18 protein-coding genes and 1 pseudogene are annotated in these 25,657 nt (G+C 34.0%); 16 read left to right on the forward strand and 3 right to left on the reverse strand.

Going from position 1 to position 25,657, the window contains the following annotated elements:
* Window positions 1-21: 21 nt before the first annotated feature.
* A complete protein-coding gene (locus tag ACJ9PY_RS11610; protein ID WP_252297886.1) occupies window positions 22-1,215 on the reverse strand; it encodes a PucR family transcriptional regulator in 1,194 nt (397 codons plus the stop codon).
* Window positions 1,216-1,752: 537 nt separating this feature from the next.
* On the opposite strand from ACJ9PY_RS11610, the gene ACJ9PY_RS11615 reads away from it, so the two are divergent.
* The 9 genes from ACJ9PY_RS11615 (at window position 1,753) to ACJ9PY_RS11655 (ending at window position 12,564) form a co-directional block, all read left to right on the forward strand.
* Window positions 1,753-2,937 carry a M20 metallopeptidase family protein gene (locus tag ACJ9PY_RS11615; RefSeq protein WP_411740056.1) on the forward strand — a complete coding sequence of 395 codons (1,185 nt, stop codon included), beginning with the start codon at window positions 1,753-1,755 and terminating at the stop codon, window positions 2,935-2,937.
* A gap of 57 nt (window positions 2,938-2,994) precedes the next feature.
* Window positions 2,995-4,437 (forward strand): YfcC family protein, encoded by a 1,443-nt coding sequence (locus ACJ9PY_RS11620; RefSeq protein ID WP_411740057.1) that lies wholly within the window; start codon window positions 2,995-2,997, stop codon window positions 4,435-4,437.
* A 194-nt stretch (window positions 4,438-4,631) separates the two neighbouring features.
* Window positions 4,632-5,648 carry an ornithine cyclodeaminase family protein gene (locus tag ACJ9PY_RS11625; protein WP_411740058.1) on the forward strand — a complete coding sequence of 339 codons (1,017 nt, stop codon included), beginning with the start codon at window positions 4,632-4,634 and terminating at the stop codon, window positions 5,646-5,648.
* A 91-nt stretch (window positions 5,649-5,739) separates the two neighbouring features.
* The gene (locus ACJ9PY_RS11630) at window positions 5,740-6,882 is read left to right on the forward strand and encodes an aminotransferase class I/II-fold pyridoxal phosphate-dependent enzyme (RefSeq protein ID WP_411740059.1); all 1,143 of its coding nucleotides are present in this window, start codon (window positions 5,740-5,742) and stop codon (window positions 6,880-6,882) included.
* 620 nt (window positions 6,883-7,502) lie between these two features.
* Window positions 7,503-8,150, forward strand: a complete 648-nt coding sequence (locus tag ACJ9PY_RS11635; protein ID WP_252297891.1) for a GntR family transcriptional regulator — start codon at window positions 7,503-7,505, stop codon at window positions 8,148-8,150.
* Between the two features lie 212 nt (window positions 8,151-8,362).
* Window positions 8,363-10,018 (forward strand): M20/M25/M40 family metallo-hydrolase, encoded by a 1,656-nt coding sequence (locus ACJ9PY_RS11640; protein ID WP_411740060.1) that lies wholly within the window; start codon window positions 8,363-8,365, stop codon window positions 10,016-10,018.
* Between the two features lie 184 nt (window positions 10,019-10,202).
* Complete coding sequence (locus tag ACJ9PY_RS11645) at window positions 10,203-11,585, forward strand: amino acid permease (RefSeq protein WP_411740265.1); 1,383 nt, start codon at window positions 10,203-10,205, stop codon at window positions 11,583-11,585.
* Window positions 11,586-11,889: 304 nt separating this feature from the next.
* The gene (locus ACJ9PY_RS11650; protein WP_411740061.1) at window positions 11,890-12,072 is read left to right on the forward strand and encodes a hypothetical protein; all 183 of its coding nucleotides are present in this window, start codon (window positions 11,890-11,892) and stop codon (window positions 12,070-12,072) included.
* Window positions 12,073-12,078: 6 nt separating this feature from the next.
* Complete coding sequence (locus ACJ9PY_RS11655) at window positions 12,079-12,564, forward strand: hypothetical protein (RefSeq protein WP_411740062.1); 486 nt, start codon at window positions 12,079-12,081, stop codon at window positions 12,562-12,564.
* 711 nt (window positions 12,565-13,275) lie between these two features.
* On the opposite strand, the gene ACJ9PY_RS11660 is transcribed toward ACJ9PY_RS11655, so the two are convergent.
* Entirely contained in the window at window positions 13,276-14,700 is a 1,425-nt protein-coding gene (locus ACJ9PY_RS11660) for a YfcC family protein (RefSeq protein WP_411740063.1), read from the reverse strand.
* A 346-nt stretch (window positions 14,701-15,046) separates the two neighbouring features.
* Here ACJ9PY_RS11660 and ACJ9PY_RS11665 point away from each other — a divergent pair, with 346 nt between their 5' ends.
* On the forward strand, window positions 15,047-16,201 hold the full coding sequence (locus ACJ9PY_RS11665) for a M20 metallopeptidase family protein (protein WP_411740064.1): 1,155 nt from the start codon (window positions 15,047-15,049) through the stop codon (window positions 16,199-16,201).
* 147 nt (window positions 16,202-16,348) lie between these two features.
* Here ACJ9PY_RS11665 and ACJ9PY_RS11670 read toward each other — a convergent pair whose 3' ends face one another.
* On the reverse strand, window positions 16,349-17,302 hold the full coding sequence (locus tag ACJ9PY_RS11670) for a LysR family transcriptional regulator (RefSeq protein ID WP_411740065.1): 954 nt from the start codon (window positions 17,300-17,302) through the stop codon (window positions 16,349-16,351).
* 848 nt (window positions 17,303-18,150) lie between these two features.
* On the opposite strand from ACJ9PY_RS11670, the gene ACJ9PY_RS11675 reads away from it, so the two are divergent.
* From ACJ9PY_RS11675 to ACJ9PY_RS11700, 6 genes and pseudogenes are all read left to right on the forward strand, one after another.
* Window positions 18,151-19,206 carry an ornithine cyclodeaminase family protein gene (locus ACJ9PY_RS11675; RefSeq protein ID WP_411740066.1) on the forward strand — a complete coding sequence of 352 codons (1,056 nt, stop codon included), beginning with the start codon at window positions 18,151-18,153 and terminating at the stop codon, window positions 19,204-19,206.
* 23 nt (window positions 19,207-19,229) lie between these two features.
* Window positions 19,230-20,354 carry an aminotransferase gene (locus ACJ9PY_RS11680; protein WP_411740067.1) on the forward strand — a complete coding sequence of 375 codons (1,125 nt, stop codon included), beginning with the start codon at window positions 19,230-19,232 and terminating at the stop codon, window positions 20,352-20,354.
* Between the two features lie 415 nt (window positions 20,355-20,769).
* Window positions 20,770-21,213, forward strand: coding sequence for a MarR family winged helix-turn-helix transcriptional regulator (locus ACJ9PY_RS11685; RefSeq protein ID WP_411740068.1), 444 nt, complete (start codon window positions 20,770-20,772; stop codon window positions 21,211-21,213).
* Between the two features lie 13 nt (window positions 21,214-21,226).
* Window positions 21,227-21,829: pseudogene (locus ACJ9PY_RS11690) on the forward strand (DDE-type integrase/transposase/recombinase); the annotation flags it as partial.
* A 70-nt stretch (window positions 21,830-21,899) separates the two neighbouring features.
* Complete coding sequence (locus ACJ9PY_RS11695; RefSeq protein ID WP_411740069.1) at window positions 21,900-23,237, forward strand: haloacid dehalogenase-like hydrolase; 1,338 nt, start codon at window positions 21,900-21,902, stop codon at window positions 23,235-23,237.
* A 664-nt stretch (window positions 23,238-23,901) separates the two neighbouring features.
* Window positions 23,902-25,347: a PLP-dependent aminotransferase family protein gene (locus ACJ9PY_RS11700; protein WP_411740070.1), complete on the forward strand. Its 1,446-nt coding sequence runs from the start codon at window positions 23,902-23,904 to the stop codon at window positions 25,345-25,347.
* Window positions 25,348-25,657 lie beyond the last annotated feature (310 nt).

The following is a 25,657-nucleotide window of genomic DNA, read 5'->3' on the forward strand; positions in this document are numbered from 1 at the left end:
TATACTCATTTCCTTTGTTTGTTATAAAATTCCAAATTCATTTAACAAATCCGTGCAAATTTGAACTTTTACGGCCAATGAAAGCTGTTCATAGTGTTCAGGTTTTTTAAAATTCAAACCGGTTAAGTGCGTTATTTTTTCTAGACGATAACGTAGAGTATTCTCGTGTAGAGATAATTTAATAGACAATTCACGTAAATTTCCGTCGCACATAATAAATTGAGTTAACGTATCTAAAAGTAATAATGAATTCTCTGCGTCGAAATCTCTCAAAGGATTTAAACATCGTTGACTAAACTGTTCCATTGGCTCAGACTTTGCAAAAGGAAAGATAGCCTTAAAGGTTCCGATATCTCCATATGGTAAAAAACAGGAATTTAAATTGTTATGTAAAAGGGCTGCATAAAAAGATTCCTGGATAGCTTGCTTTATTTCTTCTAACCGATAATGTAAATCGCTAACACCTATAGCTATACTTGTATCCGAATCTAATAGTGTATGAATTATTTCAGTTAATAAGAAGTCTTTATCATTTGGGTCTATATAATTCTTGGAGTAAAGGATCATAAAGCCGTTATTAAATCGCAGTAAAGAAATAGAAGGTTGGTTAAATTTACTGTTTTTAAAGCAAGTTTGAACCTTAAAAAAAAGTTGATTGTCAAAGTTATTTTTAAAATAAAAATACAATATAAAAAAGTTATTCTTTAGAGATGGATTGATTTGAAGTGCATGTTGTTTTATATTGCTTTGATCAAGTGATTTATATAGTAGATTATCAATCTCTTTTTGTCCATAATAGGAGCTTCCAAGCATTTGTATGCTCTCTTCTATCGAAATAATAATATCTTCAAAAAATATAGATGGATCAATAATAAAAATAGGAAAATTCATTGACTCTGCGTACCGAAGAGCTGAATCGTGTATAGGCAATCGATATATATTTTTTATTGCTAAACCGCTTGCTTCTTTTTTAACCAAGTGCTTGATAGCATCATTTATGAGGTAGTCGTCATCCTTTGCATATAAAAATGTACTTAGAGCAAGTTGGTGTTCATGAAAATTACTATGAAAATATCTATTGTTTAAACTGCGATCAAATTCGTAGTCTAATATTCCACAATCCGTTATTTTTCTAGAAAGCCCCTTTTCTCCTGCAATTAGCTCCATTCCGTCGAAAATTCTCAAGTTCATTAAGTCTTTTAGTGTAACATCCATTATCTTGTCCCCTTAATTATTTTAATCAATCTTATTAATTTGCTAAAAATCGATTTCTTTCGTCATAATTCCAACAGTATTTTTTATAATAGATTATAACTAAATTGTTTAATTTTTGTAAAGTTTCACAAAAATCTGACTTTCCATTCGATTATTACTCAATTAAAATTCAATTATGATTTCATTGAATCAAGATGATATAGAAAGGTGGGGGCTAATAATGTAAATGACTATAATTCAAAAAAATGATTACGCTTTCATATTCTAACAATTCTACTACTTCCTGTGAAATTACAAATCTTCACCTTTGATAAGGTTGTAATACTGAATATTACGTTTATTGACGTGGGGATATTCAGTAAAGATGGCACAGACGGATTGAACTAGTATATAAACCTTATACATCTGAAGTATGATCAGAGATTATTCGAAAGTTGACATTATAACTATTTAAATCAAAAGCATAATTAAAATATTTACATTATCTATTTAATATTTGCAAAAATAGATAAAACGTAAAAATTTGGGAGGCATGAAATGGTAGCTTCAGTCGAAGTTAAAATCGATAACTCTTTGGTGGATGACATCATTAAATGGAGAAGATATTTGCATCAAAATCCTGAAATATCATACTTAGAAACAAAAACTTCGCAATTTATTTACGATATATTATCATCTTTTGGAGGTTTAGAAATTACTAGACCTACTCCTACAGGTATAGTAGCTAGATTAATCGGTACTAAGCCTGGAAAAATTGTAGCAATTCGCGCTGATATCGATGCATTACCTATTCAAGAATTAAATGATTTAGCATATGCTTCGGAAAATGAAGGAGTTATGCATGCTTGTGGTCACGATGGACACACTGCCATGCTATTAGGGACAGCTAAATTACTAATAGAATATAAAGATCAAATTGAAGGGGAAATAAGATTTATTTTCCAACACGCTGAGGAAATGACTCCTGGAGGAGCCAGTGAATTAATTAAAGCAGGGGTTATGGAAGGTGTTGATTGTATTATTGGAACCCATCTATGGTCACCATTAGAAAGTGGCAAAATCGGAATATGTTATGGACCTATGATGGGCTCACCTGATTCTTTCTTTCTTACTATAAACGGGAGTGGAGGTCATGCTGCGTTACCACATCAAACTATTGATAGTATTGCTATAGGTGCACAAGTTGTTACCAATTTACAGCATATTGTATCTAGAAAAATTGATCCTTTAGAAAATGTAGTATTATCTATTACTCAATTTCAAGGGGGTAGTGAATGGCATGTTATTCCTGGGACGGTTGATATAGCAGGAAATGTTCGTTCATTAAACCCATCCATCAGAGAAAAAATTCCCGGAATGATTGAAAAGGTGGTTAAAGGTATTACATCTGCACATGATGCCTCGTATGAATTTGAATATAGTTATGGTTTCAATCCTGTTATAAATAATGACTTAATTACTCAAGAAATAGAGAGTACCGCTCAAGAAATTTTTGGATCTGCTCAAGTTGAAAGAATTAAACCAGTTTTAGCTGGAGAAGATTTTTCTGCATATCAAAAAATAGTTCCTGGCTGTTTCTTTTTTATTGGTATAGGTAATGAAAAAAGAGGCACTCACTACCCACATCATCATCCTCGTTTTAATATTGATGAGGATGCGTTACCTAAAGGAGTAGAGTTATTCGTTAAAGCAACTCTTAAACTTCTTCAAAATAATGTTTAATAAATTATAATTATTCACTTATCTATAAATTTGTTAAACAAGGGGGCAGGGAATTATATGAATTCTAACCAAAAAGTAGATGTCGTAAATGAAGATGTAAATGTAAACATAAAAGAAAAACATAAAGAAAGAAAAGGTTTAAATACTTTTGTTTTACTCTTTATTATTGTTATTATTGCAGCAATTCTTACTTACATTGTACCTGCGGGATCATTTGAAAGAGCTGAAGAAAATGGACGCACAATTGTTCAAGCCGGAACTTTTGAATATATAGATTCTAGCCCAGTAGGTGTTCTCGGTGTTGTAGGTAGTATACCACTTGGTATGATTGAAGCAGCTGGTGTTGTTTTCTTTGTATTAATAATGGGAGGGTATTTTGGAATCTTAAAAGCAACCGGAGCAATTGATGAATTAATTTTAATGTTATCTAATACATTGGCCCAACGTGAAAAATTAATTATCCCAACTTTAGTTTTATTTTTTGCTCTTCTAGGTGCACTAACTGGTGCTGCAGAATCCAACCTAGTATATATTCCTATTTTAGTGCCACTTGTCATTGCGCTAGGCTTTGATACTATAACTGGATTAGCCATTGTATTAGTTGGCGCCTCTGTTGGATTTACTGCTGCTATAATGAACCCATTTACTATAGGTGTTGCTCAAGAATTAGCCGATCTACCTATATTCTCTGGTATTGGCTTACGATTAATTCTTTTAATAGTTCTCTATGTCATTGCAGTTTACTTCATTCATCGACACGCAATGAAAGTTAAAAAGAATCCTGATTTAGGTCACTATGGATATTTTAGTCGAGATGATATTAATCATCATCTCGGTACTAATACAAAAATGAGTACTACAAATAAACTTATATTACTACTTTTTGCCTTAAACTTTGTTGTTCTAATATTTGGTGTTTTGAAATATAATTGGTTCATTTTGGACATCGCAGGTCTTTTCTTACTTTTTGCAATTCTTATTGGTTTAGTAGGACGCCTACACCCAAACTCAATAGCAGAAAATTTTATGTTAGGTACTAAAGAATTGCTCGAAGGTGCATTAATCATAGGGGTTGCACGTTCAATTTTAGTTGTACTCGAACAAGGCCATATAATGGATACCCTACTGTATCATGCAGGAAATTTAATTGCGAACATCCCAGTTGCCTTTACTGCACTTGGTATGTTCGGTATTCAAATGACACTGGATTTCTTTGTGCCTTCTGGCAGTGGAAAAGCGGCATTGACAATGCCAATTATGATACCTCTTTCCGATCTAGTTGGCGTTACTAGACAAACGGCTATACTTGCTTATCAACTCGGTGATGGCATTACAAATCTCTTTTTTCCAACATCGAGTTACCTTATGGCAGCATTAGCTATCACAGGAATGGCATATTCCAAATGGGTAAAGTGGATTTTTCCTTTCTTAGTTATTCAGGTTATTTGTGGCATCATTGCTTTACTTGTTGCCCAATATATCCAATATGGGCCTTTCTAGTTTTTATATAGTTAGATTATAAAGAAGTAATTAATTAATAGTGTAAATATAATTTTTCGTTGAAAAAAATTATAAAAAAGTAATGATTTTTTTAGTGAAAATCACAAATGTAAAGTTTGAACCCTAACGATGGGTGTATTTATAATAAAATTGTGAAAGTTCAATAATATCAATAGAAAGGGGGGAGGATTGCGATGAAAATTTGTATACTTAGTCGTGATCAAATAAAACAAACCTTAGAAATGAATCAAGTCATTAAAGGCGTAGAAGAGGTATACCAATTAAAATCCCAAGATAAAACAGAAGTTTGGCCTCACGTAGCCTATGATTTTATACCTGAGGAAGGGGTTATGGACATAAAGTCTGGTTATGTGAAGGGAGTGCAATTGCATGGGTTAAAAATGTTAAATTCATTTCCTCATAACTCAGGAAAAGGCCTACCTACTTTTAATGGAATGATGATGGTATTTGACTCTAACACGGGAATTCCTTTAGGTGTTATGGATGCTTCTTATATTACATGTATGAGAACTGGTGCAGCAGGAGCAATTGGAGCAAAGATGTTAGCTAAGGAGGATTCGCAAAACCTGTTGATTGTAGGATCAGGAAATCAGGCAGCCTACCAGCTTGCAGCAACTCTTCTATTGCTACCTCAAATTAATACAGTAAGAGTTGCCAATCCAAGAAATGTAGATGAGGCAAGAGACTTTGTGTCAGGTATTGTCGATAGGTTAAAAGGAGAATTTGGAATCACAGTTTCTACAAATATTCGGTTTGAGGTTGCAGAAAATTTAAAAGAGGCAGTAGAGAATAGTGATGTAATTATAACTGTTACTCGTTCAAGAAGTCCACTTATTGAAAAAAGTTGGGTAAAAAAAGGAACACACTTTAGCTGTGTTGGAGCAGATATGAAAGGAAAACAGGAAATTGATCCGGAGATTTTTAGAGGAGCACGTATCTTTGTAGATGATAAACCGCAGTGCATTGAAGTAGGGGAATTAGAAATACCAGTAAAAAAAGGGGTAGTTAGAGAGTCGGATATTTCTGGTGAAATAGGTGAACTTTTGGAGGGGAAAGTAAAAGGAAGAACTTCAAATGAAGAAATTACAATCTATGATACTACCGGAATTGCTTTGTTGGATCTTATAACTGCAAAAGTGGCAATTGATTTAGCGAAAGAAAAGAATTTGGGTACTTTTATTGAGATCTAATTAATTTAAAGATAATCACTGTTTTGTATTATTTACGCCTTAAAGAACAGTAAGTGCATTTGAATAATTAACTTTGGGAGGAGTATTATATATGAATGTTAAAGAATTTAAGCTTGAAAAGTGGTTAAATCCAAGAGTTGATTCCGCTAAATTTAATTTGGGTGCAAGTTGTGTGAAAGCGTTCACGGTTGAAGAGTTGTTTGATTTTATTGGAGAAGATGTGAATGAATTTTTAAAAGAACTACAAAAAATGAGTCTTCATTATGGACACTTTTTTGGATTAGATAGGCTTTTAAGGGCATTAAGCAATTTATATAGAGAAGTAACCCCAGATATGGTATTGACAGTTCATGGAGGAACAGGTGCTAATAATATGGTAATCACTGAATTAGTAGAGCCGACGGACAATGTGATTGCAATTATACCGAATTATCAGCAGCATTATTCACTTCCAGAATCTTTAGGAGCTGAAGTAAGATACCTTGAGTTAAAGGAAGAAAATGATTATTTGCCGGATTTGAATGAATTAAAAAATTTAGTTGATGAAAAAACAAAAATGATTACATTATCTAATCCTAACAATCCAACAGGGGCCCTTATTGAAGAAGAAATGTTAAAGGAAATATGTAAAGTTGCCGAAAGTGTGGACGCTTATGTGCTATGCGATGAAATTTACAGAGGTTTAGGCAATGGCTACATGACCTCAATTGTAGATGTATATCATAAGGGAATTGCGACAAGCAGTACCTCAAAGGTGTTTTCAATGGCAGGAACTAGATTAGGGTGGATTGTTACAAGAGATAGAGAAACTTACGACAGACTTGAAAATAGACGTTCCTTTGACACTATTTGTTGTGGAGTATTTGATGAATTATTAACAGCAATAGCTTTAGAACATTTCGATAAAATTTTAGAAAGAAGTAAAGAAATTGTCAGAGAAAGTAAAATGATTTTTGACGAATGGATAAAAACTCAACCATATTTATCGTGTAATTACGAAAGTTTCAGTACTACGGCTTTTATAAAATATGATTTTGATATTCCAAGTGATGAATTATGTAATGACATCTATGAAAAAACGGGTGTATTGCTCTGTCATGGTGACTGTTTTGAAATCCCTCATTCATTCAGAATTGGATATGCTTTCGGTGATCCAAAAGTATTGGACGAAGGACTTAGAATACTAGGTGACTATTTTACAGATCTGAAAAGTAAAAAAGCAGCAACAGTTTGATAGAAGTAGCCACAAATTTGATTGATTTGTTTTCTCAGAACAAAGTTAGATATACATCCCGGTACATTTAAAAAATGCAGAACTTTAATTGGTGCAGGCAGATAGTTTTAAAGGATTAGTACATTTAGCAACCATTAACAGTCCTGTACCAATGGTTTCTGTTCAAGGCATGAGGAAGAAAATCATTATTGTAGACGGTCTTACTAAATCTCATTCAATTACTGAATGAAGAATTGTTTTTTTATTTACAACTACTTATTTATCTAGAGAAATGCTAAAGGTCATCTTTAGAATTGAGCTTGCTCAAGTACGAATTAGCCAGTATGCAACAATAGACGCTCTAACCGAAGAAAGGAGACAATCTCTATTTGATAAAAGCGTCAAGATGACATTATTTGATTTTACGCTCAATAATAAGAGATTTTATTAGGAGGAACTGGATTTATAACAAATTCTACAACACGAAAACATCCGAGAAAGTGGAAGCGCTTAACTGCACTCTTATCAGTATTAATAGCATTTATGGAACAATTGGTGAGGTGGATTGCTTATAATTTAGATACATTGTATTGTATACATTGTATAGATTCTACAGCGATTACTTTTAAAGGGAGTTTATAATGCGAAAATTAAAGTCTGCAGGTTCGTTATCTGATCAAGCGTATAATATGCTTAAAACTGCAATTATCAATAATGAAATAAAGCCTTTGGAATACTTAGTAGAAGAGCAAATTGCCGAACAATTGGGGATAAGTCGAACTCCTATCCGTACAGCGCTAAAAAAGCTAGAATTTGAAGGGTTAGTTGAAATGGAAACTTCAAAGCATACACGGGTTCGTACTATTTCCGTCGGCGAAGTACAAGAATACCAAGTTCTAAGAGAATCACTTGAACCTCTTGCTGCTCAGCTTGCCTGTGTAAGCATGGATAGTGAGCAATTATTATTTTTAAAAGATCTTTGTGAGCAGCAGCGCCAAAGCATAGAGGAAAAAGATTTTAGCCATTTCATTAGTTTAGACACCCAATTTCATTGCTATCTTGCTGATTTCACAAATAACAACAAATTGAAAGAATTCGTAAGCTCTCTTTGCACCCAGCTACAAAGGTATGTCATTCTAACGAATACAATACAAACGAGCTCATCAGAAGCACTAAAAGAACATCTGCAAATTATAGAGGCTTTTGAAAGAAGAGACGCGGAAGAAGCTGCTGAATGCATGACGAAACATATAAAAAATGTATCTAGGAGATTTGGAACTACTCCATAATAAGGATATTTTTCTGAATATTATAAATACGTACACATATAGTAGAAATAGCTATCTAGTACTTGTAATGCAAGAATACATTCTTAACTTAATCACCCTTATCCTTTGATTGCGCCTTCTAATTTTACATATTAGGCACAATCGCGAGATTTATTGTATACAAATACAAAAACAATCTTTATTTCTACTAAATAACTGAATGGAGATATCAAATGAAAATACTTCAACAGAAAACCACAACACTTGAAGGTAGATGGCAAATGAAAAATCAATTATTAGACCTACTGTGCGAACTCGTCCAAATTCCTAGCGTAACCCATAGTAATGCTGAGATTACCGTCGCCGAGTATGTTGAAAAAAAGCTACGTGAGCTTCCTTATTTTCAACAAAATGCAGAGTACTTAAATCTGCATCAGACAGAAGACAATCGCAAATTTGTTACGGCTCTCGTAAAAAAGGGAGCGAACGAAAAAAAGACAATTATCCTCGTAAGTCATTTTGATGTCGTTGGAGTAGAGGATTATGGTAATTGGAAGGAATTTGCCTTTAACCCGAAAAAAATAACTTCATTATTTTATGAAAACAAGCACAGCATGCCTGAAAATGTCCAAAAAGATTTAGAACAAGGAAATTGGCTATTTGGTAGGGGAACGATGGATATGAAGTGTGGACTAGCGCTCCATATGTCCCTTATCGAAGAAGCATGTACGGATGCATTTGATGGAAATATACTTCTTTTAAGTGTTTGTGATGAAGAAGTGAATTCCGTTGGCATGCGGAATGCTGCACCTATCTTATCAGAGCTGTCAAAGCAGCATGATCTTGATTATATAGCGTGTTTAAATTCAGAGCCTATGTTTTCCAGATATCCTGGGGATGAGAATAAGTATATCTATTCAGGTTCTATAGGAAAGGTTTTACCTGGATTCCTCTGTTATGGGAAGGAAACCCACGTTGGTGAGCCTTTTTCGGGCTTAAACGCCAATTATATGGCTTCTCAATTGACATGTGAGTTAGAGTTAAATACAGAATTCTGTGAAGCAGTGGAAGGGGAAGTCACGCCTCCTCCTACTAATCTCATGCAGAAGGATCTAAAAAAGGAATACAATGTACAAATACCCCATCGAGCTGTGACCCTATTTAATATGTTTATGATGGAACAGTCGATGGATACAGTAGTGACCCAGCTGAGACAAAGCGCAGAAAAGGTGGCACGAAGCATTGAACAAGGCTATCGAAAAAAAGCTATTCGCTTTTCTACACTCGAAGAATCTATCGCAAAAGAAGTAAACGTAAAAGTGTTAAACTTTGATGAATTACTACAGTACGCTTTAAAAACCTATGGTAAAGAAGAAGTAGAGCGTATTCAGGCAAACGTGATAAACAATAGAGGTAACAAGGATGATCGCGATGTGTCTATTCATTTGGTGGAGGAGTTCACTATTTTATGTAAAGAACTTTCACCAATGATTGTTATGTTTTTTGCACCTCCTTATTATCCATCGGTAAGCTCTCGAAAACACCCGCGTATTCAGTGGGTAGTCCAAGAAATGATGGACTATGCTAAAGAGAATTATAATATAGAACTTAAAAAACAAAATTACTTCGCAGGTCTATCTGACTTAAGCTACACAGGTTTACAGACACCCATATCAAGCTTAGGATGCCTGACTTCCAATATGCCTCTTTGGGATAAAGGATATAGCATTCCTTTAGATGTATTAGAAGAACTAAACATCCCAGTGCTAAACCTCGGGCCTATAGGTAGGGATGCCCATAAATGGACAGAACGACTAGATATCGACAATGCATTTAATGTTTTAAGAGATATGCTCTCAGTTACTATTACTCGATTACTAATGAGATAAAAAACGGATATAGGCAAGAAATAATTAACATAAGGAAAAGAAAAAATCTACTTTCCTAGAAATATATACGAAAAAAAGATTTGAATTATCCTAATATTCGAAATGATTTCGGTTTATTATTCAACCAAGAAGGGGTGGTTAAAAATTGGGGAATTATAAGGAAAACGATGAATTAAAGCGCACGATGAAAAGCAGACATTTGTTCATGATTGCACTTGGAGGTGTCATTGGAACTGGATTATTTCTCGGATCAGGATTCACAATTAGTCAAGCAGGACCCGGAGGAGCCGTTCTTGCTTATGTACTAGGTGGGATTCTTATGTATCTAGTTATGCTTTGTCTCGGTGAATTAACAGTGGCTATGCCAAATTCGGGATCTTTTCAAGCATATGCTACGAAATATATCAGCCCTTCAACCGGATTTACGATTGGATGGCTTTATTGGTTAAGTTGGGCGAATACGATCGGGTTAGAATTTACATCTGCAGGTATTCTTATGCAGCGTTGGTTTCCGGAAGTGCCTGTTTGGATTTGGTGTTTGGTATTCGGAATTCTCATATTCTCACTAAATGCTTTGTCTACTCGTAGTTTTGCAGAAACAGAATTTTGGTTTTCTAGCATTAAAGTGACTGCTATTGTTCTCTTTATTATCCTTGGGGGGGCAGCTATGTTTGGTTTCCTTAACCTAAAAGGGGATGAAACTGCTCCGTTTTTCTCGAATTTTACAGGTGACGGTGGTCTCTTCCCCAATGGAATTCTTGCCATATTTTTAACAATGGTTACTGTGAACTATTCTTTCCAGGGAACTGAGCTCATTGGAATCGCTGCTGGAGAAAGTGAAAATCCAGATAAGACACTCCCTCGTTCCATTAGAAATATAATTTGGCGTACCATGTTCTTCTTTGTATTGGCGATGTTTGTCCTTGTTGCACTAATACCGTGGAAAACGGCAGGATTAGTTGAAAGTCCGTTTGTTACCGTATTTGACAGAATCGGGATTCCATATGCTTCAGATATCATGAATTTTGTTATCCTTACAGCTGTTCTTTCTGTAGCCAATTCAGGACTGTACGCAGCCTCAAGAATGCTCTGGTCACTTTCAAAAACTGACATGGCCCCATCTTTGGTAGGTAAACTATCTTCAAGAGGTATTCCGCTGAATGCACTAGTTATCACGATATCCATATCGGCCCTCTCACTTCTTACTAGTGTTGTGGCTGCAGAAACTGTCTATGTATGGCTTATTTCTATTTCTGGTGTGATTACCATTGTCGTATGGATGTCTATATGTGCATCACAGTTCTTTTTTCGAAAAAGGTTTATAGCAGAAGGTGGAAATGTAAACGATTTAAAATTTAGAACACCTCTTTATCCACTCGTACCGATCTTGGGATTCGTGTTATACGGAATTGTGTTAATTAGCCTTATTTTTATCCCTAATCAAAGACTAGGGCTATACTGTGCTATACCTTTCATGGTAGCCTCTTATATTTATTATCACGTAATAATAAAGAAGAGAAAAAAGCACAAAAGTGGTGAAGACAATGAACTTGGAAAAGCACAATGATTCCAATGTAGAATATTCACCACATTCCATGGATAAGTATTCATGAACTAACTTCGTGTAAAAGAGATTGCACAAGATTATCAAGACCTTAAATTATAAAAAACCTTAATAAATAATTGGAGAGCACATATTATACATGGTTAATATGTGCCCTCTTTTTATCAGCTAAAAAACCCGTTAAGAGGGGATTGCAACAAAAAAACCTCTAAACCTGATAGTACTTACATTCAATTCTTAGATTGATTGTATATACATGAAAAGAGGGTTCCAATGAAAAAGATATTGTTGATTTTGGCAGCCTTTTTTGGTAACAGGACTTAGTGCTTGTAAAGGAGTACAGGAGGAAAATAAGGAATCTCCACCAATTTCAGAAAAGCCAAATGATAATCCTAAGGAAATCGTCGTGCAAGATGAAGATCCTCCAGGTGAATCGGTCGATGATCCGACAAAAGATCTGCCAAATACGAAAACGGATATGATCATATAAGAAGGTATGGAAGAATTATTCCAATTCATGCTTCATCATAGTCAGGCATTTGGATTCTCAACCTACATCGTGGATGACATGGTCGTTGAAGAGGCGAGTTCTGGTGAAGGAGATGCAATGATTGTTTTTGCAAATTTTGCAGGCAAGAGAAATGAGGATGCCAAAGTTCAGATATTTTCCAAAAGGGAGGGTACGAATGCGACAATAGAAGGACAGGATGAGTTTGCGAGGGAGGTTGTGATAAGCAACGACTTTGAAATTAAACAGCAATCTGATAATACGCCGAACCAATTTGATTGGTCTGAGATAGAATTTGACATTAGTCAGAAGGGCAGTAATTATTCAATATTGGGTACAGTGCCGGTTTTTCAATATGGCGACCGCGTTTACTATGCGATCGTTCAATACCCGGAAGAATATGAAGAAGGCTTCATACCGCAGGTTGTAAAAATGTTTGATTATATCGTATGGTATGAGCCCCTTGATAAATGAGTATCCAAAATTGGAAACTCTTTTTTTTTTGAGGGGAAACGTCTAATGGTGGATAAAACCATTTATAGAGGATATATCCAGAGGGGCAGCGGATATATTGCGTTTTGCAGCGGATGAATCCGAAGAAGCGGGCGATTTTAATCCCTTCCTGCATTGACTAGCAATTGTGCAATTCTTTCACTTATACTAAATTTCGTTTTTTTCAAATGAGCGCGGGGCAGGTTAGTTCAATGAGGATTCAATATCATAACTAAATTGCATAAAAAATTCCGGTTTTCGTTTGAACACCAGAATGCAATAGATATAGTTGTAAAGAGAAATCTCTTGTGCTAATAAAGTATCAACCTCTATTAGTAAATGGATGAATGGGCATGGGGAAAAGTAAAAAAAATAATGGACTCCGAATCTCGAAATCCATTTCAAAATAACGTGTATGAAAGTCACGTAATTAATCTTCTATTAAAGGGTTTAAGTCAGAAAAAAGGGAGAAGTTTAAGTTGCCCAATATTAAAATCCCTATTTTATTTATTCAAATATAGACATAAAATAGGTGTTATATATTTTTTTGATTTATTGTTGAGTTTCTATCATGATGCTTTATATTATAAAATAGATATATTCTAGTAAAGAACGATCAAGATTGCTGATAATTTTGCGATTCATAAAAATATTATATATATAAAATAGTGGGAATTAATTGAAATTTGGTGGTTAAAAAGGCCCGTACTTAATCAAATGAGCTATAATTACAGCTATAATCCCTATTCCATATTGTATTAGAATCAGAGGCCAGACCCATTTTGCCCAACGTATCCAAGGAATCCCTGCAAGGGTTATAGCTGCCATGAAATACCCTGATGTTGGAAAAATAATATTCCCAATTCCATCTGCTATGGAAAATGAAAGTACAGTTGTCTGTCTAGTAACCCCAATTAAATCTGCCAAAGGTCCCATAATTGGCATAGTTAAAGCAGCTTGTCCACTTCCAGATGGAACTACAAAGTGAATAAGAGCTTGGAGTATAAACATTCCTCCAGCACTAAACACAGAAGGAACAAGTTGAAGGACAGAGGAAGTATGATGTAAAATCGTATCGATGATATGTCCTTGTTCAAGAACGATTAATATTGCCCTAGATACTCCAATGACAAGGGCTCCTGTAATTAATCCCGCTGAACCTTTCATAAAAGAATGAACGATTTGATCTGCTGAAAGTCTGCCGACCAGACCTATGAGAATTGCTAGTACAATAAAGAGAGCTGCAATTTCTGTAATATACCAATGAAATTTGATTACACCAAATGCTAAAAAGATGAAATTAAGTAAAAAACAAAAGAGAACCCATTTATGTCTTCTTTCAAAAATAACAGGCGAGTTCAGTATTTGCTCTAAGTTTATATCCTGATAACCGCCAAAATACCCAATAGAACGGTCTTCTTTGACTTTCATTGCATGTCTGTAAACAAATCCAACCCCTACTACATACATAACAATAAATAATAAAATCCGATATGTGATTCCAGAGAAAAGTGGAAGGCCAGCGATTCCTTGGGCAATGCCAACGGTAAAAGGGTTCATGACTGCAGTTGTAAAACCAATTGAAGCTCCTATTAATACGATGGCTGTTCCAGTAAATACATCAAATCCTAGAGCGATAGCAAGAGGAATAAGAATTGGAATATAGGCTAGGGTTTCTTCAGCCATTCCCATAAGAGACCCTCCCAATGCAAAGAATAACATCATAACGGGAATTAACCCTTTCTCCTTGTTAGCGAACTTTCTTGACATAACTACCATTAAAGTCTCGATTGTACCGGTAGCTGTAAGGACTCCGAATGTACCTCCAATAATAAAAACAAAAAAGATGATATCGGCTGCTTCCACCATCCCGGTGTGTATGGCTTTGAAATAACTAAAGAATTGAACGGGTGATTGATCTATTCTGGTAAAGGATCCTGCATCTACTATTTCACGTCCGTTTTGTTCAACCCTTTCATACTCTCCTGCCGGAATAATGTGGGTTAGTATAGTGGCAACCAATAGTACGAATAGCAGCAAAACAAATACATTGATTGTTTTGCTGCTATTTGTTTTTTCACTCTTCACCTCTTCTATTTTCTGTTGTAATTGAACCAAGTTATTTCCTCCCTCTCTTTAAATTCATCACATTACTTTTGTTTCATCTGTTATTAAAATATTAGAATTATTCTGTTTATTTAACAAATTGAAAAATCCTATAGTTACAATTTGATAAATTAATAGTATTGTTTTTTTTCTTTTTATAAATGAAACAGTTAAATTTATTAATTTTCCATAAAATTCTAATTTCAATGAAAGCTGTTTACTAACTATAAGAAACTTCAATTACAATCATAAAACCTTTTAATTAGTTGTATTACATCGATTTATTTACAATTTAACAATAACGAGTATTCTATTTTAAGCGAATCGGAATTTAAATCAGTTACTAGGGGGAATAAAAATGGAAACAGCTGAATTGAATAAATTAACAAAATGGGCAATTGAACATAGGAGATATTTTCATCAGTATCCCGAATTATCTGGCGAAGAATTTGAAACACGTAAATATATTAAACAGCATTTGGACAAGTTGAATATAGAAATATTAAATTATGAACCTCCGAGCATAGTAGGATATCTTAAAGGTACAGAAGGTAGCACAACTATTGCTCTTAGAGCCGACATGGATGCACTCCCTGTTGAAGAAGAGGGTGAAAAAAGTTATATTTCACAAAAACCTGGAGTTTCTCACGTTTGTGGACATGATGGACATATGGCTGTGTTATTGGCGGTAGCCAAGTGGTTGTCCGAACATAGGAGGGAAGTAAAACCAAATATCGTTTTTATTTTTCAATCCTCAGAAGAAATGTCTCCTAGTGGTGCTGAATCTTTAATACGACAAGGGGTATTAAATGAAGTCGATATGATTTTTGGAATTCACTTGTGGCAACCCCTTCAGAAGGGAAAGATTGGAATACGCTCTGGTGCGATGATGGCGTCAGTAGACGATTTCCGTATAACGATCGAAGGAATGGGAGGACATGGTGCTTCACCTCATGAAACAGTAGATTCTGTTTATATATCAAGTCATATTATAGGAGCCCTTCAATCTATTATAAGTAGAAGAATTGATCCATTGAATCCAGCTGTTATTTCTGTTGGGAAAATGGAAGCAGGAACTTCTTACAATATCATTCCTACCAAGGTATCCATGTATGGGGCAATACGAACTTTATCAAATGATACAAGACATTATATTTGTAGTGAAATGAAGAAAGTTATTGAAGGAATTTGTAATAGTTTTGGAGCGAATGGAAGTTTAGAATTGTTCGGGGGATTATCTCCTGTGATGAATGATAAAGAAATGAGCCATTTTGTGGGAAAGACAGTCAAAACAGTGTTTGGGACAGAAGTTTTAGTTCACGTAGATCCTACCATGGCATCGGAGGACTTTTCTTGTTATTTAGAAAAAAGAAAAGGGGCTTTTATTTTTGTAGGAACCGGAGGGGAAAAGAGCGCTTATCCACATCATCACCCCAAATTTGACATAGATGAGGACGTTCTAGAGACTGCAATAAACTTATTCATAGGACTTGTACTAAATTATGAAGAATAGTCCGATTTGAAACATTAGTTGAAAAGATAGTATTTACTAAAGAATATTCAACAGTAGTAAACAAAACAAAAAGTCCTGAATAACATCAAATGATATTATTCGAGGACTTTTTGTTTGCTATGGTTAGAAAGCAAAGGACATTCTTTACTATGTTGTAGCTACCCAAGCATCTTTTAATAGGTCACTAAAGGAATTAATAGTAGCTCCTTCTGTTCGCGTTTTTAAATAAATTAAAGATGTTCCAATCGTTTGAGTACAATAATGTAAAGGAACGAGTAGTCCGTTCGCAAGTTCTTCTTTAATGACATTTTCCCCGAGTAAAGCAATCCCTGTTTGATTGAGTACAGCACGTCTAATGGTTTCATCACTTCCACCGAATTCAATGATAGACGTCGGTCTATAATTCATCTCGGAAAAGCATTGTTTAATTAGTGTATCAAAACTACAGTTTCCATGAAATGCTAGAAAAGGATATTTTTCTAATATTTTTTCTTTAGTGTTATCTTTTAAAATTTCTGCAGCAACTACTAGTACTGCCCTTTCTTCACCAAGAACATGACTTTCAATATCTTTATGGTTACATTCACATGCAATAATTCCTATATCTGCTTCATTACTAAGGATTTTTTCAATAACGTCCAGACTATTGGAAGGTATAAGTTTTAATTTAACTTGTGGATGAAGGTTTATATAGGCATTTACCAAAATTGATAGGTAGTGACTACAATAATATTCAGATGCAGCAATAGAGAGTCTTCCAGATGGACCGTTCAATTCCTCCAGGTCTCTTTCTAATTCCTCCACAACATTAAATAACTTATCTGTATGTTTTTGTAACTTTTTACCTGCGGGAGTTAAAAAAGTATTTTTTCCAATGCGAGTAAAAAGTGAATGACCAAGCTCTCTTTCTAATACTTGAATTTGTAGCGTAATAGTTGGTTGTGTGTATCCTAAAATTTTAGCTGCTTTTGTCATATTCAGGTGTTGGGCAACAACCTGGAAAGTTTTCAAGTTTCTAAGCTCCATACTTTTTCCTTTCATACCTGAAAAAATAGATATAATTTTGCATTTAACAGTATTAAGTTTTTCTATGGTTACCATTAAATTAATTCATTTTATCTCTATTTTAGCCTGTGATAAATTTATTGCGGACACAATTTAGATGATATTCATACTATCAGAAGATGAATATGAAATCAAAAATGTTAGGATTAGCATTGAAAATCAAAAGAATGATTTAAATTAGGATCATGTTAGAGTCGTTTAAACTCTTTATAGTCAGGTTTACAGTCATTTAGTTAAAAATAAACTCATTTACTGAACGGGGATACAATAATTTTAATTATTTAAACAATGGGTTCAGGTATAACTCCTTATAGTTGAATTGCTCGTTCTTACAGTTTTATTATTTATTATGATTGAAGTAACTTTCTACGTGCAGCTTTGTTTCTACGAATCCGATGCCAAGGCGACTTCTGTACAGGGTGTGTTAAGAGGTTACAAAGATGTCAATATTACTTTTATCAGTCCTTTTTTAGCATATTTAGGGAGTTGGCTTGTGTCTTGGTTATAAATTAGCTAACTATAGTTTTATAGGTCCCAAATTACTGAATCAGGTTAATTCAGAATCTTCATAAATATTTTCGTTGCGGGGGTTACTTTCCTTTGAATGACTGCATTAATGCATTTCAATCAAAAAATAAAAGGTGAATAATAACTAAAATTAACTATAAGTAACAAGAGGCTCATGCATATTTAATAAGAATATGTGCTGGGCCTCTTTTTAATGAATTTTATAATTTATTTTTGGAGATGCTAAATCACTAAGTTTATTTAATAGATACTATTAAATTAATCAATTTTTCACATTGTTTATACTGTGATAGATTTAATTGGAACTTAGTAGTGGCAACTACTTTGTAGATGAAAAATTAAAGGAGGAAATAACTTTGTTCCCATTTAGAGTTTTAAATCAGGAAAATATTAAAGAGTTATTAGACATGAGAACTACAATAGAGTTGGTAGAAAGAGCTTATACGTTGAAGGAGAAAGACGAGGCCTCTTTATTTCCGATGGTATTTCATGAGTTTGAACCTGGTAAAGCAGATATGGATATTAAGTCAGGAGAATTAGTAGGTGCTAATATCTTTGGTCTTAAATTAGTTTCATGGTTTGGGGATAATCCTTCTAAAAACCTTCCGGCCGTTGTAGGGACAGTTCTAGTGCTGGATAGTCGTACAGGAGCGCCACTAGGTATCATGAGTGGAGAGTTTATTACTATGATGCGCACTGGAGCTGCTGGAGGTATAGGAGCCAAATATTTGGCAAGAAAAGATTCAGAGCATCTCGTTTTGGTTGGTTCAGGGCATTTAGGACCTTACCAAATTATAGCTACCTTGATGAGTATGGAGAATATCAAAAAAGTAACTGTTTACAACGCTAATTCTTTTGAACATGCTAATGATTTTTGTAAATCGATTAAGGATAAATTATTGGAACTTCTTGCTCCTTATAAAGATCTAGATCAAGAATTTTATAATCAAATGCTTCAACGAATCAACATTTCATTTGAAGCAACCAAAGATATTCAACAAGCAACAGAACAAGCTGACATCATTATTACCGCAACTCCAGCTCGTAAACCTATAATTAAAAAAGAATGGGTAAAACCTGGAACGCATATATCGTGTATAGGTGCAGATATGGAAGGGAAGCAAGAAATCGATGAAAACCTTTTTGTTAACGCAAGAGTGTTTGTTGACGATGTAGGTCAAGCCATTAGTGTAGGTGAGACTGAAGTACCATATAAAAAAGGACTTATTACAACCATTCAAATTGAGGATGAAATAGGAAGTGTGATTTTAGGTAAGGTTGCCGGTCGTGTTTCTAATGAAGATATTACGATTTTTGATAGTACGGGAATATCTTTACAAGATTTATTAACAGCTAACTATCTTTTAGAACAAGCAACTGAAAAGAAACTCGGTCTTATTACAACACTTTAATATATATACAAAGGAGATTTATTATGAATATTAAAACATTTGCAGTAGAACAATGGATGAATGAATACGAAGTGGAAGCTGTGTACAATATTGCAGAGACTTGTGTAGAGTCGCTAACAGTAAACGAATTAATCTCAATTGATGGAACAGATCCAGAAAAATTTCTCGTTGATTTGGGCAAGAACAAATTAACGTATGGGCATATTGAGGGCTCTCTAGACTTTAGAACATTAGTATCAAATGAGTATCAATCTCTTGATGCTGATAATGTACTAGTAACAAATGGTGCCATTGGTGCAAACTTTTTATTACTTTATTCTCTTATCCAACCAGGCGATCATGTAATTGCAGTCCATCCAACATATCAACAATTATATGAAGTTCCTACATCATTTGGCGCAACTGTAGACTTATTACCTTTACGAGAAGAAAATAATTATTTACCGGATTTAAATGAGTTGAAATCCTTAGTAAATGAAAAAACAAAAATGATAATAATTAATAATCCAAACAATCCATCCGGCGCTATTATCGAAAAAGAAATGCTTGAAGAGATTGTAGAAATTGCTCGTTCTTATGATGCTTATATCCTTTGTGATGAAGTATATCGTAAGTTATTACAAGAAGACGATTTAGTAGTTCCATCTATTGTAGATTTATACGAAAAAGGTATAAGTACATCTAGTATGTCAAAAGTGCTCTCATTAGCGGGTTTACGTCTTGGGTGGATAGCTGGACCAAAAGAAGTAATTTACGAGTGTTTTAGACATCGTGATTATACAACAATAAGTTGTGGTATGTTAGATGATATTTTGGCAGTCCATGCATTGAAGAATTATGACAAAATTTTAGATCGAAATCGTAAAATTATTAAAGAAAATTTAACTATTTTAGACGCATGGGTAGAACAAGAACCTTTAATTTCATATGTTAAACCACGTGCTGGTACAACTGCTATGCTTAAATATGATCTCCCCGTTTCTTCAGAAGATTTTTGTATTGGTCTCTTCAAAGCAAACGGTGCATTCCTCACGCCTGGTTCTTGTTTTGATATAGAAAGTCATGTTCGAATCGGTTACGCCTGCAAAACAGATGTATTAGAACAGGGGCTTCAAAAAGTATCAGAATACCTTCGGACATTTAAATAATTTTATAAATATTAGATTCTAGTTGTATTTGTACAATGGCCAAAGCCAGCCTATTTTTCAGATCATTAGCAACTCTTGAGATAAAACAAAGAAGAGAATTTATTTATAATTAGAAAACTAATGAATAAAAAATCATAGACGTATTCCTGGGTTAGGATTAATGATTAGAAATTCAAATTATTAATCCTAATCACAGGTTGTTCAAAGGTTCCTCTGTTAACAGTTACCAAAGAACAAATGGATAAAGGATTATGCTTGATATAGCATTAGCAAAGTATGAAAAGACATTAAAGCTAAAACCTATTAAAAGGAGTATTAAAAACGTCTTTTTAGATACTTATTTTGGATAAAGAGAGAAGCAATTCTAGTGAAGCTCCTTATAAACCTATTTTGAAAAAATAAGTGGGGAAGTATTATGGAAAGAATTATTGAAGAGATTAAAGTTATTGCAAGATGCTTAGATACACTCAGCAATATAGCATATAAAGATTTTCAACTTTCTAGGGGACAGTACTTGTATCTCATTGAAATCTGTGAACATCCTGGAATGATTCAAGAAAAAATAGCTGAAGTGATTAAAGTAGATAGAACTACAGCAGCTCGTGCTATAAAAAAGTTAGAAATAAATGAATTTATAAAAAGAGTAAGTGATAAGGAGAACAGAAAAATAAAAAAACTATTCCCTACAGTAAAAGGAAAAGAAATATATAAACTGATAGAAAAAAAAGAGAAACACTTCAATGCATCAGCTCTACAGAGTATTAATATAGAAGAACAGCAATTAGTTTTAAGTCTTATTCAAAGAATAAGAGGAAATATTGAAATTGATTGGCAGTATATAAAAAAGGGTTCTGGCTGACATAATTTTGTGAACAGAGAGATGGTATCTGCGGTACTACTTTAGCTTTCGTATATTAGTGGTGACGATGGAAGAACGCGGCTTATCGATGGCTCACAAAACATTATGCGCGGGTTCATCAAAATGAACCGGAATTAGATGAAAGAGTACGGGCGTAATCATAAGTAATGACTCCTGGAACGTCGATGAAACGTATTTCAAAGTAAAAGGTCAATGGATGTATCTGTATCGTGCAGTGGATTCAAAGCTTTATTTTCAGTAAAACTAGTGACAAAAAGGCTACAAGCACTTCTTCAAGAAAGCTTTGCGGTCTTTAATATATCTAAACCTTGACTCATTCCGGTCGATGAGAATCAGGCTTAAAAATAGGGGAAAGCATACCAGAAGGATGCAACTTAGACAACAGAAATATTTGAATAAATAGTGAAGCAAGATCACCGCTTTTTAAGAGGCAAGTCTTATTTCATGATAGTATGAGGATTCAAAACAGTTTTGAACAGCCAAACAGATCATCTGTGGATTGGCGGTGATGTATATGCTGAAAAAGGACAATTTCATCAAGGGGGAGTCTGTCCAAACAGAGATTGAATTCATATTATTTCGTGTAGCATTATAACTCATGGTTGAAAAACAAATTTAATATTTAAATTACAAACATACTAATTTATTAAGGAGAATGTATATCTATGTCTCTTATAAAATTAAGAAATGTTATAACTCTATTAACTACAATTGTTATGTTGTTAGCAATAATTAGTATGGCAGTATCTACACCTAAAAAACATGTATCTGCAAAAGGAAAGGATAACGATGAAAAAGGAACGGCTGTTCAAGTGTTAGACAAGGGAAAGTGGGCGCCTAATACCTATAATTCGGTTCAACAATTGATTAACAATTATGGGGAAAATGGTCCGAAATACAATTCGAATAACGCACCTTATGCCGTCTTCGACTGGGATGACACTAGTATAATAAATGATGTAACGGATAAATTTTTTATCTATCAAATAGATCAGTTAGCGTATAAATTAACTCCGAGTGAATTTGCCAAGGTTATTAAATTAACTGTGCCAAATGGTCCTTTTTCGGGAGTGGTAAAAAATAATAACGGAGAGCAAATTACATTAGAAAAAATTACTAGGGATTTAAACAGAGATTATAAGTATCTTTATAATCATTATAGTGGACTTAAAGGTAATCAACCATTAGAGAAAATTCATCAAACAAACGAATTTAAAGATTTTAAAATAAAATTGTATTTCCTTTATCAAGCTATTAATGAAACATACGGAGCAGAAGTTGCTTACCCATGGGAGATTTTCTTTGTTGCAAATATGACAAAATCTGAAGTGTCTAAATTAGCGATAAAATCACATCGTCATAGCTTACAGGTAGGGATTACAGATGTTAACCTGACTAGCCCTGTATCAATGAAGGGAGATACTGGGGTAGTAAGTGTATCTTATACAGATGGTATGAGATTAGCACCTGAAATTTCAAATCTAATGCATACTTTCAAAAGTAATAAGATTGATGTTTATGTGGTGTCTGCCGGATTTGAACCTGTTGTAGAGGCTATTGCTTCAAGTCCTGAATTTGGGTATAACATTCCAAAAAATCACGTATTCGGCTTAAGATTGGAAAAAAATGATCATAAACAATTTGAACCACTGTACAAAAATGGTTATCCATTTACTTATCGTGAGGGGAAACCAGTTCTCATTAGAAGCAAAATTGCTATTAAAAAAGGAGGTAAAGACCCTATATTTATAGCAGGAGATAGTAATTCCGACTATGGTAATTTCACTGAATTAAATGGGATAAAGCTTGGATTGATTGTCAATCATTTAAGTAGTGGTGATTTTGGTAAAGTTTCAAAAAAAGCTGTAGAACAAATGGGTAAAGCAAATCCAAAATTTGTCCTACAAGGTGTAAATGAAAATACTGGTTTATGGATACCGTCAGAATCTACAATCGAATTAGGAACCAATAAAGAGGTTCTCTTAAATCAAGAATTAAAATAGAAAGAAATGAAAAAATAAGGTTCTAGTGCAAAAACAGAATTGATGGATGGAACCTAGGTGATATTCCAAATAATTCATGTGTGAATTTGACTTTATATTGGACAATTACACCTGAGTTGGTGCAATTGTCCTTTTTTTATATGCCTAGCTACAATTTCCAGAAGTGGATGTTTCATACTGCTTGATTCCCAACAAAGAAGGTGCCCCGTTTTTGGGTAAAAACGATGATTTATTCAGCTAAATTGTTAAGGTGCCGTATTCGATAGATTTTAACGCCATTAGGCATTATCTTTTTCTCTTTTAATTGCTCAATGACTAAAAATTCGTTAGATGTTTCAAAATCTAAAGCCATTGTAGATATTTGAAAATCCAAGGATTTTTTTGAAAAATGATATAGGTTTCATCGTCTTCTTTTGTTTGCTTGAGATGACGCAGTATTCTTTTATCTATATAGTCTTATATCAATAAACCAATCCACAATAAGTTCTTGGAGTCATGGATAAGCCTGTACAAATCTCACGTTAACAATATAATGTCAGGCCCGTCATGCTTCTAAAAAGCATGGAATAGCGATAAAAATATTCACTTAACTATGATAATATACCTCTATTAGAAACTATTTCTTTGAAGGAAATTAAAACTGGAAAGATTGAGGTGTTATTATATGGATCTTACACCATTAATAAATATAGTCGATACTCGAAATAATCCTATTTATGTACAAATCTATAGTTACTTGCGACTTGAAATTGAAGAAAATAGATTAGAAAAAGGAACTAAATTGCCTTCCATTCGTAAGCTAGCTCAACGTTTAACAATCAATAAAAATACTGTAGAGAACGCTTATAGACAATTACAAGCTGAAGGCTATATTACTAGTCGCGAAAAAAGTGGATGGTATGTTTGTGATTTAGAACCGGAATTAATTAAGCAAGTTAAAAATTCCATAGACCTCTCGAAGCCACAAAAATTACCTGAATGTAAATATAGTAGTACCATGCCAGAGGTGGATATAATTTATGATTTTCGCTATGGAAAGATCGACGCACAACATTTTCCAGGTCCACTTTGGCGTAGAGCATTAACTAAATCACTAAGCATGGGTATGACAAATTCGCAATATTACGGTGATCCTCAAGGAGAACTTCTGTTACGTGAAGAATTGGTTCGTTTTTTATATCAATCCCGAGGTGTACGTTGCAATGCTGATCAGGTTGTGATTGGTTCAGGCACTCAAAATATATTATCTATGTTAACATTACTTCTTAATCAATATGGGCAGAAGATTGCATTTGAAGATCCTGGATATGATGCTGCCCGAATTGTTTTTCAAAATGCAGGGTATGAAATAATACCGATTCCTTTAGAGGAAGATGGGATAGAAGTAAATAAGATACATGAAAGTGATGCCCGGTGTGTATTCATTACACCTTCACATCAATTTCCGTTTGGGATGACCCTACCGATAAAAAAAAGACTACAGCTTTTAAAGTGGGCTAATGAGATTGATGGTTTTATATTAGAGGATGACTATGATGGGGAATTCCGCTTTCACGGGCACCCTATTCCTTCCCTACAAGGATTAGATACGAATGACAGGGTAATATATTTGGGAACATTTTCGAAGTCCTTAGCTCCTTCATTTTGTATGGCTTATATGGTATTACCATATCGTTTGCTTAATATATGGAAGGAAACATTTTCATTATATAATTCAAATGTTTCGCTAATACAACAGGAAGCATTAATTATATTTATGAAAGATGGACATTGGGCAAGACACCTAAAAAAAATGCGTAAACTTTATGCGAGTAAACAGGATAAGCTACTACACGCATTGCATAAGTGCTTATCAAACAAAATAGTTGTTAAAGGTGCAGGGGCGGGGCTACATGTTGTTATAGAAGTTCCTAACTTAAATGTTCATGCATCAAGCATTATAGAAAAGGCTAATCAACTTGGAATAGGTTTATATTCAACAGCAAGTTATTGGATAAACCCCATCGGAAGAGAACGCCCTGATTTTTTAATAGGTTTTGGTGGGATCAATGAAGAAGACATCGAAGAGGGTGTTCAATTAATAGCTTCAATTATTAATGAAAATCTATAATTTAATTATACGCATAAAAAAAATTATCATAAAACTTCTAATGAAATAACCTGATATTCAAAGAGGCTGACTTTACAGTAATATAAGATGAAATTCTTTGAGATAGGGAAAGAACTTTATGTAAAATCTCGAGTCTCCATAGTTAACTATGGAGACTCGAAAATTAGGATCCAAAAATCTATTTTTTTTAGTTCTTCAATGGTTTTAATTATACTTTCTTCGGCCTTTTAGTTGCTCTACCTTGGGCCAAGCATACCCAATTCTAAAGTGCCTGGCACTCATTTCAAACCATCTGCCTGAACCAACCAAA

It is taken from the genome of Peribacillus sp. S4 (assembly GCF_046715815.1).
Lineage (GTDB): Bacteria > Bacillota > Bacilli > Bacillales > DSM-1321 > Peribacillus > Peribacillus frigoritolerans.